This window comes from Coleofasciculus chthonoplastes PCC 7420, from assembly GCF_000155555.1.
In the GTDB taxonomy this organism is placed as follows: Bacteria; Cyanobacteriota; Cyanobacteriia; order Cyanobacteriales; family Coleofasciculaceae; genus Coleofasciculus; species Coleofasciculus chthonoplastes_A.
In genome coordinates this window covers 125,167-141,314 of record NZ_DS989845.1, presented here as the reverse complement: position 1 = coordinate 141,314, position 16,148 = coordinate 125,167, and the positions used below count along the sequence as shown (strand labels likewise).

The following is a 16,148-nucleotide window of genomic DNA, read 5'->3' as shown; positions in this document are numbered from 1 at the left end:
AGCAGGTCAATCGCTAATTTATATTAAGAAATGGCGATTTAGCTTATGATAATTCACGGTGTTTGACATTGCTTTTCTTTGTCAATACAGTCTGCCAATTCATTCCCGACGATACCGACCTCGGACTCCCCCCAGTTATGATCAGTGAAACCAATCGCACCCCTAAATAGCGGAGTTTTTCCGGTTTTAGGTATGGCGTCAGGGACTTCCATCCTTCTCGGCGAACTTTCCGCGCATAAAACAGAAGGCTGCGGAAAAAATCCTGAAATCGTCTTCCCCGATAGGCTTTCTGAATTCCGCCTGGATCAAGTCGTATATTATGGGGATTGTAGTTGTTTCGATTTAAGGGATTCAGTTTCGTCAGTCCTTCGGTTTGAGCAAACTGCTGGTATGTAATCCCCTCTTTTCGGGATTGGGGGTGAGTGTGGGGATAAATCCATTCCCATACTGCCCAATCTAGACCAGAAAACAAAAATTCTGGCACATCTTTAGTCACCTGACAATATTTTAAGCGAATCCCGATGGGAATTTCTGCCCAAGGTCCATGCTGCCACACAAAGTCGGGATCAAAAAATGCTTTAAAGGCAAAATCTTTTTCATTTATCCTCAGACGAGCCACCCGACCAATCATGCCCGCTCCTGCCATTTCTACGTCTATTTTCATCGCTGATACAGATAGGGGAGATGGGCAATCATCCCCGGCTTTTTTAATCAGAAGCTTGGTCTGGGTTTTGTGTTTTAGCCGGAGTCTGACTCGTTTGAGGTAGAAGGTTGTGCGATCGCTTTCCTGAACAGTTCCCCGTACATATCGGGCTAAATGGTCGAGAAATCGTCTAATTTCCCGCACTCCAATTCCGTTGTTTAAATCAATGAACGCTGAATCAGGAGTATAGAAGTATAATCGTGTCTGACCCGATTGCTGACGCACTTGTTGACAGAGGCGATAGAACTGAAGAGGGGGTAACAGTTCCTGCTGGGCTTGCCAAAGGATAGAGGTTAAGGGAGATGCATTCACGGGAGGGCGATCGCTCATATAAGCTAGGTTCGTAGTTGCGCTGTCTTCGCTATAAACGCTTAAATCAGTGTTATTCAGGTTGATATACTATGATCATCGCTCAAAAATAGGCAAGTTGGGAATTGGGATCGCTTGGCTTTTCGGTAAGTGGTCGGACTTTCATTACAGTTGACGGTTGAGATGGGGAAGGAACAGGGAACAGTAAGGATTTGAGGCTCCTTATCATTTCTTAGTACCGCAGACAGAATTGATGTCCAGGTACTTATTGGGTAGACCGATCGCTCTACCTAACCGACTTGAACGTTTTGTGCTGTGATTAAGGATTTTCCTTCAATCACAAACCTTGGTAGCCAAGAAAAATTCAATGGTAACTTGTATCAAATTATACGGAAAATTGGATGATTTTTCTGCCTTTATTATCTGCTCTCCTCCTTTTTTCCACACCACTTCTCTAAGCCGAAGTAAAAGAAAATGACTAATCTTATACCGCCAAGAAAACCAGAAAATTTCATCGATTCTAAACTTCAGCAGAACCAATTTAAAATTCTCTTTTTAGAGATTCAGCCAATTGGCGCATATCCAATCAAACATCTGGCTGAGGTAAAATTGGCAAAAACTCCTTCACAATTGAAACTAAAGCCTATAGTCTCCTACCATGGCAACGAAAATCCGAAAATTCTCAGATGCCCTTGAAAACCACTCTTCCCGCGTTGGATTTCCAGGTCGTCAATTCTTTGAATGGGGAAATCAGAGAGATAGGAGACTTAATTCAAAACTCTGCCGACTAGGGAAGCGAAGGATCAACACTCAAAACGCTTCCACTTTCCCTGTCTTTTCCTGGTAAATAGCTGTTTAAGCTGTATAGAGTTATAATAGCACCTTTAAAATCCCAATGAGTTAAGTTTACATTATGAACTTTGATAAGAATTATCAGAAATGTTTGGACAAGCTCATCTGGGCAACCCATCAGCTCGACGTTAAAGTTGCCCAATCACAGCTTGCGAATCTTGCCAAAACCATCGTACAAACGATGATGGGTCCCTGGCGCTATTTTCATTCCATCGAACATATTTTAGAGGTCGGTGGCTCGACGGATGCCATTGAAGTTCTGGCGGCTTTATTTCACGATATTATCTATGTGCAAGTTGATGGGAGTATTCCGTTTAACCTGACACCGTATCTCGCTCCTTTTATTGAAGAGGAAAGAGGTAAGTTTTTTGTCCGCACCGATAATCCAGGTGAACGTGATGCCATGTTTGAGCTAGTCGCCACCCTATTTAAGGTTGCGCCAGGAGAGGAACTATTTCCCTTTACCGGACAAAATGAGTTTTTAAGTGCGATTGTTGCAGCTAAACTATTAGAACCTTTGCTGACACCAGCGCTGATTGTGCAGGTTGTGGCTTGTATCGAAGCAACCATTCCCTTCCGCACGCAATCCGATTTTGGGTTAAGTCCTAGCGAAGAATTATATCAGTCGTTAAAATTTATCAATCAGCGATTTAATCTTAACTTAACCAGTGTCGAACTCCTCGAAACAGTGAAGCGTTCAGTACGGTTGGCAAACCGGGATGTTGGTGGATTTGCTCATCCGAGTTCTGCTGTTTTCTTATCCAACACCTGGAAGTTATTACCCGAAACCAATCATACATTGAAAAAGTCAGAGTCGTATACCGTTAAGGATTATCGCTTTGCCATCCAAAAAATGGCAGTTTTTATGAAATTCCTGAACGCCGAACTCATTTTTCGACGGTTCCGAGGAGAACCTGACGATCGCATTTATATCCATTATGTCGAACAAGCTCGTCGGAATTTAGAAGTGGCGCGGCTCTATTTAGATAGTAAATTGGTAGCGAATGCTATTTTAGAAGCTTTATCCCTGCGTTTAGGGTCAGATGTCCCCTTAACTATTATGATGGGAGACTTTGGCGATGAACAGAGTTCCATGGGTCGTTTGAGCGATTATTTTCCCACGCTGATTAATTCGCATCGCCCTAAAACGCTTCTAGAACGGGAAGTGTGGCAGTTATTAGAAGGGGGACGCGCTCAAAGTATTTCCTTCGATTTCAAAACGTCTCCCTTGACTAACTTTGTTGTTCAATACATTGGATTTGAGGGAATTTGCCAGATGTGGCAATGCAGCCAAGAGTTCTTTCAACAAAAAATAACGTCGGAAGAATTTTTAGCGAGCTGTGATGCTGATCTGGTGAACATTATTATAGATGGAGTGGCTAAACTTTTGGAAAAGCGAAAAGTTGCCTTATGTCGTCTCTATAAACCGTTATCGATGAATGGGGTTAAACAATGACAACATGATGAGATCTCCGTATTTTTCCAGACACCCAAACCTTGTAGAGACGTTGCATGCAACGTCTCTACATTTAGAAAGGAGGGTGACAACAACACCTAAAAATTATGGCGGTTGGCGATCGCACTCTCCATGCGTTCCAATACCTGCGCCACAGGAATCGCGCCTAAATCCTGGGATTGCTTCCCAGCTTCGCGAATTCGGACACTGAGACTATTCGACTCAACCTCCTTCGCCCCGACAACCGCCATCACCGGGATTTTTGCCTTCTCGCCATTGCGAATCATCTTCGGTAAGCGATCGCCACTGGTATCGACTTCAACGCGAACTCCCACCAGGCGCATCTTCTGTGCCACTTCCTTGGCAAAGGTTAACTGTTCATCACTCACGGGTAACAGTCGCGCTTGCACGGGGGCTAACCAGAAGGGGAAGTCTCCGGCGTACTCCTCAATCAAAATCCCAATTAGCCTCTCCAATGAGCCAAAAGGCGCACGGTGAATCATCACGGGGCGCTGGCGTGTCCCATCTTCTGCCACATACTCTAAGTTAAATCGCTCTGGCAGGTTATAGTCCACCTGTACTGTCCCCAATTGCCACTCGCGATCGAGGGCATCATGGAACATGAAATCCAGCTTCGGACCATAAAACGCGGCTTCGCCAATCCCTTCAAAATGACCCATTCCCAAGGTTTCGACTGCCCGACGAATGGCGTTTTCTGACTTATTCCACGCCTCATCTGACCCAATATATTTGTCTTGGCTGGGGTCACGGAAACTTAAACGGGCTTTAAAATCTTGCAACCCTAGAGTGTTAAACACGGATAGAGTTAAATCAACCACCCGCAAGAACTCATCATCCAGTTGTTCGGGAGTGACAAACAGATGGGCATCATCTTGGGTAAAGCCGCGAACTCGGGTTAATCCCCCCAGTTCTCCCGATTGTTCATACCGATACACAGTGCCAAACTCCGCGAGGCGCATGGGCAGATCTCGGTAGGAACGCAGTTCATGCTTATAGATTTGGACATGAAATGGGCAGTTCATGGCTTTGAGGACAAAGCCCTCGGCTTCTGACTCACCCATCATTGGGAACAAGTCTTCTTTATATTTCTGCCAATGTCCCGAAGTCTTAAACAACTCCACGCGACCAATATGCGGGGTGACTACAGGCTGATACCCGCGCTTAATTTGCTCCTGTTTGAGGAAGTCTTCTAAGGTACTCCGCAGGATTGTCCCTTTGGGTGTCCACAAGGGCAAACCGGGTCCTACGGGGTCGGATAAAATAAACAGTCCTAGGTCTTTGCCCAGCTTGCGATGATCACGCTTCAGGGCTTCTTGTTTGCGCCGCTTATATTCAGTTAGTTGTTCCGGCGTCTCCCAGGCGGTGCCGTAAATTCGCTGGAGTTGCGCCTTGCTTGCATCGCCGCGCCAGTATGCGCCAGCGACGCTTTCTAAGTCAATGGCTTTGGGATGAATGTCTGCTGTGGTTTCTACATGGGGACCAGCGCACAAGTCCCACCAATCTTCTCCGAGGTGGTATAGCGTGATTGGGTCTTCTAAGTCTTGGAGGATTTCCAGTTTGTAGGGTTCTCCGAGTTCTTTGATCCGGCGTTCGGCTTCTTCTCGACTGACTTCTTCCCGAATCAGGGGGAGTTTACGCTTGAGGATTTTCACCATCTCTTTTTTGATGGCTTTTAAGTCTTGCTCGGTAAAGGGTTCGGGTTTGGCGAAGTCGTAATAAAAGCCATTCTCAATCCACGGACCAATCGTCACCTGTGTCCCCGGAAACAGCTTCTGCACCGCCATTGCCATGACGTGGGAGGCGGTATGACGGATTTTTTTCAGGCTCTCGGATTCACTGGTCCGAGGCAAATGGATTTTTTCGGGTTTTTGGGGGGCTTCTACGTTGGACATGGGTGACTGTGCCATTGAGTTGAGGTTGAAAGCAGTTATACGGTTTCCCTGGTTCCTTTTCTCCATTCCATGATACTCACCTTCTTCATTCAATGCAGGTTGCCGAGTTGATTGTGTATTGTAAAGAATTGTAACTAGCGTTAAGATAAATTTACAGATGAATTAGCGCTTAAGATTCATGCCTCAGTCTCAGCCCCACGAGCAAGACCTGCTCAAGTCGATACTACAGCCACTTTTGGATGATTTTCAATATTGGTTTTCGCGATCGCATTCGTTACTCGAATCCGAGGAGATCAGCTTTTTAAGCCGACAGCAGCAGAGGGATTTACTCGAGCGAGTCAAAACAGCCCAACGGGAAGTGAATGCGGCGGTAACATTGTTTCAAGCAACGGATGGTCAAGTGGGGATTGAACCCGCTACATTAGTGCCATGGCATCGGTTAGTCAACGAGTGTTGGCAAGTTGGGATGCGCTGGCGCTCATTGAAATCGGGAGAATCCGAGTCGGAGATTTCCGGAAATGTCAATATTGAGCCGAGAGAGTGATCAAATTTCTGCCCAGGTTTGATAAGCTAAACGGATTACAGATAAAAACGTAATTTCAAAGACCACCCTAAGATAATCGATTAACAGATCAACGGTTTAGTCTGGAGGATGATGCCATGTTACACCTACTCTACATAATTGCCTTTACCGTTATTGCATTTCTCGCGATCAGGAATTTGATTCGCAGTTTGCTGAACTTGAGTATAGATGCTCAACGGCATTACGCACCTGCGGGAAAGGCTTCATTTGCCGCGTCTAGTTCTAGCAACACTCGCGTCCCCCATCCAGAACTGTTGGATGATACCGGGAATCCGACAAGTGAACCACTGCTGGTAATGAAATCAATGACGGTTGAAGACGCCCGCACCCAGCTTGATGCTTTATATGATGCTTCCCCTAGCAATAGGATTGATAAGTCGGAAGACATTTAATCCAGATAACCTAAAGGCTATTTATAGTAGGTAGACGCAAAAAGCATAACAAGTTATTTATTGGCGGGTGGGAGCAACAGTTAGCTGTCCTGATACGTTAGCTTTGGAAACCCGCCGTACTTTAATTGTGTCCACCTACTTAACCCCGATGACTCCCAGCTTATTAGGAATAGCGGAGCAGCCCTAATTAGCGCCGTTCTCCAGTGAAGATGCCTTTGAAGATATCCTGAATATCTTCCTGTTTATAATCCTTAAATTCCCCAGCATCAAACCAGATACCATAACAGATTGGGCATTTTTCATACCAAATATGTGACTGTTTCAGGTCAACCATTTTGGTCATTTTTGCTTTGCATTTCGGGCAATCAATGTCTTCAATGGCATTAAATTTACTGCCGATTTTGGGATCACCCGTATCAATTGCTTCCGAACCCTCGATTGTCTTGAGAGTTTGAGCCTCTTGAGAATCAAACCAAATGCCATGGCAATCAGCGCATCGGTCTACTTCAACATCAGCATAAACTACAGTTTCCAGGTTTCCTTGACATTTAGGACATTTCATTGAGGTCATTTTTCAACCATTCCATTCGGGATTATTTTAAGATAGTTGTAGTTTAGCAATTTTATGGGCAACCTATAGAGTTTTATTTTTAAAAGTTAACGAAAATAAATCATAAGTAATACAGCAGTTTGCTCTGCTATGCGGTACATTGTCGATCCCCCTAAATCCCATAAGCAAAAAAAGCGAAGCATCCTCTGGCTTCCCCCATAGAACAAAAAGCGAAGCAACATCTGGTTTCCCCCTTTTTAAGGGGGACGGAAGGGGGATCTGCAGGGGGAATTTGATCTACTGTACTTTATTACAGCGCTTTGCGCTGTAAGTCGTCGGTGTGGGTTTAGCCACAATTGTAGGGGCGGGTTTAGGGAATCAATTCAGCTAGTCACCGATAAATGAAAAACAAAACCCGCCCTCCCCACTCCATAATCGGCTTGTATAGTTTTTTCGGGTATAGCCGCGCAACATATTGGCGATTTCATACGCTGATTTATTATGGTTTTTCTGTTCAATGTTTTGGATAAATTCTAAGGCGGTTTCAAGTTTAGACATAAATTCGTCATTTGTCATTTGTCATTTGTCAATTAGGACATCGCTTCCCTGTTGGATGTCATTAAATCTTATATTCAAAACGGCTTGTTGTAATCGTGGGGACAACCAATCATTATACTGCGGATAAAGGGGTAAGCGTGGTACGAGATGCCATCCGGCTGGTTCAATACTATTTTGTAATCGCTGAATTTGAGGATGGGGATAATCGGGATTTACCTCGTCTTTGGGTCCAATTCCTCCCAAATCCCTCGCCCCTGCCGCTAAACAAGCGAGTAACCATTGATCATCTAGGACTAAATTGGGCGGAATTTGCAGGGTAATATCAGCGGGTAAAATTTGACGGGCTTTGGCTATGACTTGGGGTAACTGTTGCGGATCAAATGCGGGGGCTTGCCAATATTGTTGATGACCGGGACTATGGGGTTGTAAAATCACTTCTTGGATGTGACCATACTGAGTATGAAGCTGCGCGATCGCATCCAATGTTTCCCACCAATCCTCACTTGTCTCACCAATACCCAACAATAGCCCGGTTGTAAACGGAATCTGCAATTCCCCCGCCCAAACAAGCTGTTGTAGCCGTACCTGTGGTATTTTACTGGGTGCATGGCGGTGAACGGTTTGCTGGAGTTGTGGCGTTATCTGTTCCAGCATTAACCCCATTGACACATTCACCGATTTTAGCGATCGCATCTCCTCAAACTGCAACGGTCCACCATTAGTATGGGGTAGAAATCCTCTGGATAGGGCGAGTTCACATAAATCATAAATCCGCTGGAACCAGGCTTTACGCCGTGGTGAATGGGGATGCACTTCACCACTGAGGATAAGAATTTCACAAATTCCCTGAGATTGAAGCTGCTTTAAGAGATGATCCGCCTCAGTTAGCGTCAACCATGAACTTTGACCCGGATCAGCGCGAAAATTGCAGTAGCTACAGCGGTTAAAGCATTCGTAGGTAGGAACCAGCGTGTAAGCCGGACTATAAGTAATAATTTGAGAAACCCCCATTGTCATTGTCTATTTCAACTGCACCCCACAGTTGCAAGAGAGTAATTATACTTACTGTTACCTTTCATCACTTGAACAGCCTATGTATTCGTGCATTCATTGAATATATCGCTTTTAGGTTATCAAGGTTTTATGAAGCTAGTATAAAGACAACTGTTTTTTTTGTAAAGATTCAATGAAGAGTGACAGGAAGCTATTGTTTTTCTATATGAGAATAGAATACCATTTTATCAACCACAAAAAAATACACCGAAAGGATCTCAAATGTTTAATCCCAATAAGTTAGCCATTTCTGCCGTTGGTGCTTCCCTCTTCGCTCTTGGATCAGTCGTAACGTTTAGCGAAAGCGCTTCAGCGTTAAACGACCGCCCCGTTGATCCGATTGGTCCTTCTATTGATCCCGGACCAGCGCCTGTAGAACTCCAAGAGCTCTTGGATGCCATCACAGTAGATGGTCCGGGAATTGACGTGATTGAGGATCAAAAACCATACGATTTATTCACAAACCAGGCAAGTGGTGCTTCTGAAAGCACATTCCTGTTTGAGATTGCTGGTTTCTCCCCCGGTAATGTGTTTGGTATCTACAAGGCAGATGACCCCGCCTTCAAAATTCCTCTGTTTATTGGAGATAATGATCCAGCAGACGCTGCTAGCACCTTCTTCCTAAGTAATGGCGACGTTGCAGTTAGTACTATACCATTTTCTAGTGATAAGCCATTCGCTCCAGACGAATTCCCTATTGCTGATCCTAGCTTCGAGTTATATGAAGGTTTTGGCAATATGTTTGGTTTTTACCTGCAAAATCCAAACAATGAATGGTTCTTCACCGAAGATTCACTCAACCCCGATGGCGTCGCTCATGCTTTAATTTATCAAGGTGATGATGCAACAACACTTATGGCACCGGGACGCCAACCAGGTACATTTTCAGATAATGAGTTCATCATTGCTTTCGAGGATACAGCAGCAGGTCAACCCTTCTATGATAACGATTTCAACGACTTGGTGGTAATTGTAGAATCCATTGAGCCAAAAGAAACCCCAGAACCTGCAGCCCTGGCTGGTTTAGGTTTACTTGCTGGTGCCATGGCAATCTCTCGTCGCCGCAACAAGGCTGAAAAGTCTTAATTAGGGACTTGCGGCTTAATAATATACCAATCAAGCTTGGCTGAGTTGATGAATACAGCTTTCTTCACTGGTACTTTATTTTTACGCAGCTCCCTTACCTCTCAATCGAATAAGAACAATTTGGATAAATTTGCTTCTTAGTGGGCGATGTCGAATGAGCGAAATCTGTCCACTTTTTGCTTGTTCATAGAATAAAATGCAGAGGGAAGAAGGGGTTGAAGGAAAAACTACTATTAAATCTCAGCCATATCTTCGGAACGCTCCAACCAGATAGCTCTCAATCCCGCCGCTTTAGCCCCCTGATAGTCCTCCCGCAAACTATCGCCAACATGCCACGCTTGTGAAGGTTCACATTCATATTTCTGTAAAGCGCGAGTAAAAATTTTGGGATCAGGTTTAGCCACCCCCGCTTCTGTGGAAATGGTGATTGAACTGAAAAACTCATCCAGATTCAGTGCTTTTAGCACTAAGTAAAGACGAGAATCAAAATTTGACAAAACACCCAATTGAATACCAACTCGCTGCCACGCCTCCAGCGCTGGGATAACATCTGGATAAATAAACCAGGGTTCGGCGGTGGCAAAGTGGGTGTAAAGGTGGTCAAAAAAATCGGTAAAGTCTGCAAACTGTTCCAGAACACCAACTTTTTGGAACGTGCGAAGGGCAATCACGCGCCACCATTCAAATTCACACTCATGAATCTCTTTGGGATCTGTATCGGGGAAAACTAAGGGATCAGCCGCAGCAAAAGCCTGGAAAAAGGCATCGTTAACCAGTTTCGGTGGCACATTCACATTAAACTGGCGAGCGATCGCGCTGTAAATCTGACCCACACTTCCGCGCACCCCAAATAATGTACCGACGGCATCGAGTAAAATGACTTTTGGATTGGTCATTTGTCCTTTGTCATTTGTCATTTGTCATTTGTCAAATAGTCATGGCGGGTTTAGTTACTTATGGGTGAGGTCAGATAGTAGTAAAACCTGTCCCTACGCAACACTCAATCAGGGCGGGTTTTGAACAAAAGTTATCGTCAACCGTGAAACGAAAATCCATAAACCCGCCCCTACATACCCTCATTTTTGAGCAGATTCAATAAAGGTTGTGCCATCCAATTTAAACCAACTTTGAGCTGATGGTCTAGGGTGGGCATACGATAAAGATAGGCAAGACGCCGCGCTAGATGGGCGAATACTCCATCAAGTTTTAATCCTAACCCAGTAAGTGTTGCGTTGTCTGTCCCTAATGTCATCATTTCGCCTAAATGCTGGTAACGGAAGGGGAGTAAGGGACGCCCAGTTAGAGATGCCCAAATATTCCAAGCGGCGTAATCGGCTTGCTGGAAGGCAGATTGAGCCGTATTGGGGACTTGTTGACCTGTGGCGTCTCGACAATCGGCTAGATCCCCTAAAGCATAAAGTTCTGGATGGTCAACCACTTGTAGGGTTGGGGTGATCATGAGTTGACCCCGGTGGTTTTGTTTAAAGGGGAGCGATCGCACGACGGGGGCGACTGTGGTTCCGACTGTCCATAACACGATATCTACTGGAATGGTATCCACCTGTCCTTTGTACAGCAGAGAAATGGTATCGGCGCTGATCGCATCTACCGACGTGTCTAGGTCGATCCATACCTTTCGTTCATTTAACGCATTCTGTGAGGCTTTACGGTTAAATTCGGGAGAGGTTTTCAGAATCATCTCACCTTGTTCAATTAACCGGATGCGTCCGCGTTCTCCCAGCCGTTCAGCGAGTTTGCAGGCGAGTTCCACGCCACTATACCCACCCCCCACAACCGCGACACGAATTTTTTCTGCGTCAGATTCTTCGAGGATGCGTAACCGTTCTTCTAAACGATAAGCATCTGCGATCGCCCGGAAGGGAATAGCATGTTCAGCGACACCGGGGACGCTTTCCATCGGTGTAACTCCACCTAAGGATAAGACTAGGCGATCGTAAGCAAACTCTACGCCATCCTGCAACTGTACCCGCTGTTGCTCACTATCAATACCCATCACTGTCGCTTGGGTGAAGCGCACTCCTGTATTTGCCAGGAGTTCTTCAAAGGGTGGAGCAATTTCCCAGGTTTGCAGTTCACCTGTCAGGAGTTCGTACAGCAGGGGCATAAATACGAAGCGATCGCTTTGATCAACAAGTATAATTTCTGGCTGCTGTGACTTTTCCCAAGGGAGTTGGCTTAAGCGCAGGGCAGTATAAAGCCCCCCAAAGCCTCCACCGAGAATACATAATCGGGTTGTTTGGTCACTCATTGTTGAATGGGCGGATTATCCGTGGTAGGGGAACTTCCTTCCAGGATAGCAAGATACCCAATGTAGAGACGCGCCATGGCGCGTCTCTACAGGCAGGGCGGGTTTTGAGGTAAGGTTATCTATAGCGAAACACGATTCCCAATACACCCCCCCTCTGCTTTAGATATCGCCGCGAATTTCTTCGACTACGCCATCTCGTAGGAGAATTTCGACCTGCATTTTGCGAACCAGGTTATCTCCGGCTTCAACGCGGAAGAAGCTTTCGATTTGACCTTGATTGACTTCTTGGTCAAGTTCGAGCATCTGTACCTGTTGAAGTTGCTGGAGTTGCTGGTTTTTTTGCTCAAGCAGCTCACTTTTCTTTTGATTAACCTGCAATTGAATACTTTCGATTTGCTGCTTGACTTGAGGACCCGGAGGATTCACACTTTGCTTTTGAATTTCCGCGATCGCCCGTTGTCCTTGCATATCCAACTGTTGAAGTTGAGAGTCTAGTTGGTTAATTTGTCCCTGGAGTTGTTGTTGTACCTCCTCCTTCCAGCGGGGTGTGACAATGGCTTTAATATTAACCGGTCGCTTCAAGAGTAGGTTGGATTGAGATTCTTTGGATTGAGATTCTTCTGTAGGCATATAGGTATTTCTCAGTAGGTCTGACACTTAAAAAGGTAAGGGTTAATCCGGCTAACAGGATAACCTAAAGTTTGGGGGCATAATGATGTTAAGCGCAACAGGCAACTTGCCAGCAGGCTCTTTCACCCTATTTCCCCGCAATCAGGCGAACATCCCGTTAATGATATCGCGATATCGTTGAGTAACAACGGGTCGCCGGATTTTCAGTGTTTGAGTCATCATGCCATTTTCTATGGAAAAGGGGTCTAAAATCAGCGCAAATTGACCAATTCGATCATCAGGGCGATAACCTGGTCGATTTTTGACTTCCCGGTTCAATTCTTGCCGGAATAGGTTCTGCACCTCTTTACTTTTCAGGTCAATACCCGTCCGGAATGACTCGCTGTCCTTCTGCGTATCGGAGTTGGGCAAGTTTAGGGTAATATTTTCAGCGGCTGCCCACTGTTGCAGGGCATCCAGATTCGGCACAATTAACGCACCGAGCGATCGCTGATCTTGACCTACTAGCATAATTTGGTCAATATAAGGACTTCGCAGACAGGCATCTTCAATCGGTTGCGGCTCGATATTTTCGCCGTTGGTCAATACGATGGTATCTTTTGCCCGTCCTGTCAAGACTAAATCATGGTTGGGCGTCACCCATCCCAAATCTCCGGTATCAAACCATCCATCGGAGTCAATGGCTTTTGCTGTCGCCTCGGGATTTTTATAGTAGCCTTGCATCACTTGCGGTCCTTTCACCAAAACTAACCCCTGTTCGCCTATAGGCAGGGGTTTGCGGGTTTCCGGATCAACGATGCGAATCTGGGTTCCGGGCATGGGTAATCCGGATGAACGGCGCAGATTACGTTCCATCCGGCGAACATTCGTCACAGGAGAGGTTTCGGTGAGTCCATATCCCACCAGAATCTCAATCCCGGCAATTTCAAAGAAGTTTTCCAAATGCATTGCCAGGGAACCCCCACCACTGATAATGGTTTTGATTTGACCCCCAGTTGCCTCCCGCACGGTTTGATAAATGAGTTTGTCGGCTAATTTGTGGGCGGGTAACAGGAGTAAGGCTTGGATGCTGGCGCTGAGGCGTTCTAGGGGGCTAGGGTTAAGCTGGTTCAAGTCTAATCCTTGAGCGATTCGCCGCGCTTTGATATAGCGCTGACTGATATCCAGTAAGGTGAACACTAATTTTTGCTTGTTCGGGGGTTGCTCCCGAAATTGCTTTTGCACCCCGTCATAAATCGATTCCCACAGCCGAGGAACGCCGATCATGTAGATGGGTTTAAAGGCTTTGAGATCGGCTTTGACATGGCGAATCGTGGTGTAAATTTGGGTACAGCCTTGGGAGAGGAGGAAGTATTCGACGGTGCGTTCGTAGACATGCCACGTCGGTAAAATACTCAAGATGCGATCGCCTCCTTTGGGTTGGAGGACGATCCCAAAGGTGGTGACTTGATGCAACAGGTTTCCATGAGTTAACATTACCCCCTTGGGTTTACCTGTGGTGCCGGAGGTGTACATTAAGGTGGCGAGGGTTTGACGGGTCGCCTGAATCGGTTGTAGAGTGGCTTTTGACCCCATACTCATCACCTGAGAGAAATTGAAAACCTTGAGCTTGTCTTCAGCAGGTGGTTCTTCATCGGAGAGTAAGATCACAAACTGAATCGGCAACTCGTCAAGATGAGGTTTGAGTTTGGTCAGTGTCTTGGTATCTTCCACTACTAACGCAATGCTGCCACTGTGTTCTAATATATACCGCAATTCTTCGGGATCAGCTTGGGCGCTACGAACCACATTTGCCGCCCCAGCCGTCATGATCCCCTGATCGGCAATCAGCCAACGGGGACTGTTATCGGCAATTAAGGCGACACGGGGCGGAAGATCCGAGGATTCCTGTTCCTGCTTGATCACGGGATTATCGAACAGGGTTTGTAATCCCGCCGCCAATTGCTGAATCTGGCGCACCAACTGAGTGTACGTGAAGATCACCTCAGGTTGGACATGGGGATCTCTCAGGGCAATAATCTGTCCAAATCGCTGCGCCGCGATCGACCAAATTTCCGGTAGAGACTGGATAGAGGAATAGTCAACTAAGGAGTGGAGCAGGTTACGCTCCTGGGGACTCATCGACAACGACATAGAATTAGTTGGTTTTGTGTTTAACATCTATTACAATTGCTGGTTTTTTTTACCATACTCTTTTGAAGTGAGTCAGAATAGGGGTTTCAGGTGGACAGAATCTCTTCTGTCTGTCGTTATCGTGTCTTCCTATCCCCCATCTTTCCACCTCCTGAAAAATTGTCACAAACGATGTTGGCAAGGCTGAGGTTTCAGTAGGGGCGGAATTTCCTGCTTAAAAATCGGGGGATATCACAGGAGGATTCAGGATCATCTATTGTTCAAAGGGGAAAACTATGAAAATTTTGGTTGTTGAGGATAATCCTACCTTAGCCCAAACCATTGTGGCAGGATTAACCCAACAAAATTATGTGGTTGATCTAGCCCAGGACGGTGAGACCGGATTAGACAATGCTTTAGCATATAACTACGATCTAATTTTGCTTGATATTAATTTACCTCATTTGGATAGTATTAGTCTTTGTCGTCGTTTAAGACAAGCGGGAAATACCAGTCCAATTGTTTTACTGAGTGCATCAGCCACGACTCAAGATATGGTGGCGGGATTAGATGCGGGCGCTGATGATTATATTATTAAACCCTGTCCGGTTGAAGGGCTAGCGGCTCGAGTTCGGGCATTACTCAGACGTAACCGGGATGCTAGTACCCCAACCTTGCAATGGGGAAATTTGGAAATCGATCCGAGTACCTGCGAAGTAACTTGTCTGGGACAACCCTTACGTTTATCTCCTAAAGAATATGGTCTTTTATATTTGTTGATGTCCTCTCCTACCCGGATATTTAGTCAAGATTATATTATCGAAAAACTGTGGACGTTCGGAGATCCACCCAACCGGGAAACGGTGAAGGCACATGTTAAAGGATTACGACGCAAGCTCAAAAAAGCGGGTGTCGGTGACATTATTGAAACTGTGTATGGGTTCGGGTATCGTTTGAAGGATATTTGTGAACTGCAAACGGCGTCTAAGCTTAATCCCATTCTGGAACGGTTTGTGGCAATGCGTCAGATGGAGTATTTGATCCTTAATCCAGATTTAACCATTCGCGAGATTTCTGATCAGGCTTACAATTTTTGTGATTTTCCGGAAAAATTAACCATTGGCAAATCGGTCTGCATTAGTTTTCCAGAGTTGATTGGTTTAGACGATATATTATTGGATGTTTTGGCAGGAAAAACTGAAGATTTTAGGTTGGAAGGTGTGGCGCGTTCCCATAATCCGCAGCGACCGGAGTATATTGATATCTATAGTATGAATGTTGATAATCAGTTATTTCTGCTGTTTGAAGATGTCTCTCATCAAATGAGCTGGAAACAAACGGTTACTCAACAAGAAAATGAAACCTATCTTTTATTGGGATTTTAATCTGAATGTCCCGTTTGATCAGATGCCCCTGGTGTTGATGCCGAAAGCGATCGCTACTTGAGCCGAAACCTGAAACTCCTTTGGGTAGAGAATTTTACTGGTATGGGTGAGGAGGTGACTTTTCACGGGATCTGGAAAACCTCTCTCCAAACCTCTCTCCTGCGAGGAGAGAGGCTTTGAATTCTCCCCCTTCCGTGCAAAAAAAGCGAAGCAACATCTGGTCTCCCCCTTTTGAAGGGGGACGGAAGGGGGATCAAAAAAAGGGGTTAGGTTTGATATCGATTTTTCTGGATGGCG

At 45.6% G+C, this 16,148-nt stretch carries 15 protein-coding genes; 6 read left to right on the top strand and 9 right to left on the bottom strand.

What is annotated here, in order from left to right:
• Window positions 1-43 precede the first annotated feature (43 nt).
• The gene (locus tag MC7420_RS34980) at window positions 44-1,033 is read right to left on the bottom strand and encodes a hypothetical protein (protein ID WP_006099875.1); all 990 of its coding nucleotides are present in this window, start codon (window positions 1,031-1,033) and stop codon (window positions 44-46) included.
• 453 nt (window positions 1,034-1,486) lie between these two features.
• On the opposite strand from MC7420_RS34980, the gene MC7420_RS08135 reads away from it, so the two are divergent.
• Complete coding sequence (locus MC7420_RS08135; RefSeq protein WP_006099985.1) at window positions 1,487-1,708, top strand: hypothetical protein; 222 nt, start codon at window positions 1,487-1,489, stop codon at window positions 1,706-1,708.
• A gap of 217 nt (window positions 1,709-1,925) precedes the next feature.
• A complete protein-coding gene (locus MC7420_RS08130) occupies window positions 1,926-3,320 on the top strand; it encodes a hypothetical protein (protein ID WP_006099680.1) in 1,395 nt (464 codons plus the stop codon).
• Between the two features lie 98 nt (window positions 3,321-3,418).
• Here the strand turns inward: MC7420_RS08130 and thrS are convergent, their stop codons facing one another.
• Window positions 3,419-5,248, bottom strand: coding sequence for a threonine--tRNA ligase (gene thrS, locus MC7420_RS08125; RefSeq protein WP_006099749.1), 1,830 nt, complete (start codon window positions 5,246-5,248; stop codon window positions 3,419-3,421).
• Between the two features lie 163 nt (window positions 5,249-5,411).
• On the opposite strand from thrS, the gene MC7420_RS08120 reads away from it, so the two are divergent.
• Both MC7420_RS08120 and MC7420_RS08115 read left to right on the top strand, forming a co-directional pair.
• Complete coding sequence (locus MC7420_RS08120) at window positions 5,412-5,777, top strand: DUF2605 domain-containing protein (RefSeq protein WP_006099728.1); 366 nt, start codon at window positions 5,412-5,414, stop codon at window positions 5,775-5,777.
• A gap of 116 nt (window positions 5,778-5,893) precedes the next feature.
• On the top strand, window positions 5,894-6,208 hold the full coding sequence (locus tag MC7420_RS08115; RefSeq protein WP_006099855.1) for a DUF2973 domain-containing protein: 315 nt from the start codon (window positions 5,894-5,896) through the stop codon (window positions 6,206-6,208).
• A 187-nt stretch (window positions 6,209-6,395) separates the two neighbouring features.
• On the opposite strand, the gene MC7420_RS08110 is transcribed toward MC7420_RS08115, so the two are convergent.
• The 3 genes from MC7420_RS08110 to cofG form a co-directional block, all read right to left on the bottom strand.
• Window positions 6,396-6,779: a TFIIB-type zinc ribbon-containing protein gene (locus MC7420_RS08110; protein ID WP_044205842.1), complete on the bottom strand. Its 384-nt coding sequence runs from the start codon at window positions 6,777-6,779 to the stop codon at window positions 6,396-6,398.
• Window positions 6,780-7,145: 366 nt separating this feature from the next.
• Window positions 7,146-7,334 carry a hypothetical protein gene (locus tag MC7420_RS08105; protein ID WP_044205839.1) on the bottom strand — a complete coding sequence of 63 codons (189 nt, stop codon included), beginning with the start codon at window positions 7,332-7,334 and terminating at the stop codon, window positions 7,146-7,148.
• Between the two features lie 3 nt (window positions 7,335-7,337).
• Entirely contained in the window at window positions 7,338-8,333 is a 996-nt protein-coding gene (gene cofG / locus MC7420_RS08100; protein WP_006099804.1) for a 7,8-didemethyl-8-hydroxy-5-deazariboflavin synthase subunit CofG, read from the bottom strand.
• A gap of 258 nt (window positions 8,334-8,591) precedes the next feature.
• Between cofG and MC7420_RS08095 the strand changes: the two genes are divergently transcribed.
• Complete coding sequence (locus MC7420_RS08095; RefSeq protein WP_006099861.1) at window positions 8,592-9,455, top strand: DUF4114 domain-containing protein; 864 nt, start codon at window positions 8,592-8,594, stop codon at window positions 9,453-9,455.
• Window positions 9,456-9,688: 233 nt separating this feature from the next.
• Here the strand turns inward: MC7420_RS08095 and MC7420_RS08090 are convergent, their stop codons facing one another.
• From MC7420_RS08090 to MC7420_RS08075, 4 genes are all read right to left on the bottom strand, one after another.
• A complete protein-coding gene (locus MC7420_RS08090; RefSeq protein WP_006099624.1) occupies window positions 9,689-10,372 on the bottom strand; it encodes an HAD-IA family hydrolase in 684 nt (227 codons plus the stop codon).
• Window positions 10,373-10,521: 149 nt separating this feature from the next.
• Window positions 10,522-11,724 carry an NAD(P)/FAD-dependent oxidoreductase gene (locus MC7420_RS08085; RefSeq protein ID WP_006099630.1) on the bottom strand — a complete coding sequence of 401 codons (1,203 nt, stop codon included), beginning with the start codon at window positions 11,722-11,724 and terminating at the stop codon, window positions 10,522-10,524.
• Between the two features lie 159 nt (window positions 11,725-11,883).
• On the bottom strand, window positions 11,884-12,354 hold the full coding sequence (locus MC7420_RS08080) for a YlqD family protein (RefSeq protein ID WP_006099879.1): 471 nt from the start codon (window positions 12,352-12,354) through the stop codon (window positions 11,884-11,886).
• Window positions 12,355-12,495: 141 nt separating this feature from the next.
• On the bottom strand, window positions 12,496-14,514 hold the full coding sequence (locus MC7420_RS08075) for an AMP-dependent synthetase/ligase (RefSeq protein ID WP_006099666.1): 2,019 nt from the start codon (window positions 14,512-14,514) through the stop codon (window positions 12,496-12,498).
• Window positions 14,515-14,762: 248 nt separating this feature from the next.
• On the opposite strand from MC7420_RS08075, the gene MC7420_RS36120 reads away from it, so the two are divergent.
• A complete protein-coding gene (locus tag MC7420_RS36120; RefSeq protein ID WP_006099936.1) occupies window positions 14,763-15,851 on the top strand; it encodes a response regulator transcription factor in 1,089 nt (362 codons plus the stop codon).
• Window positions 15,852-16,148 lie beyond the last annotated feature (297 nt).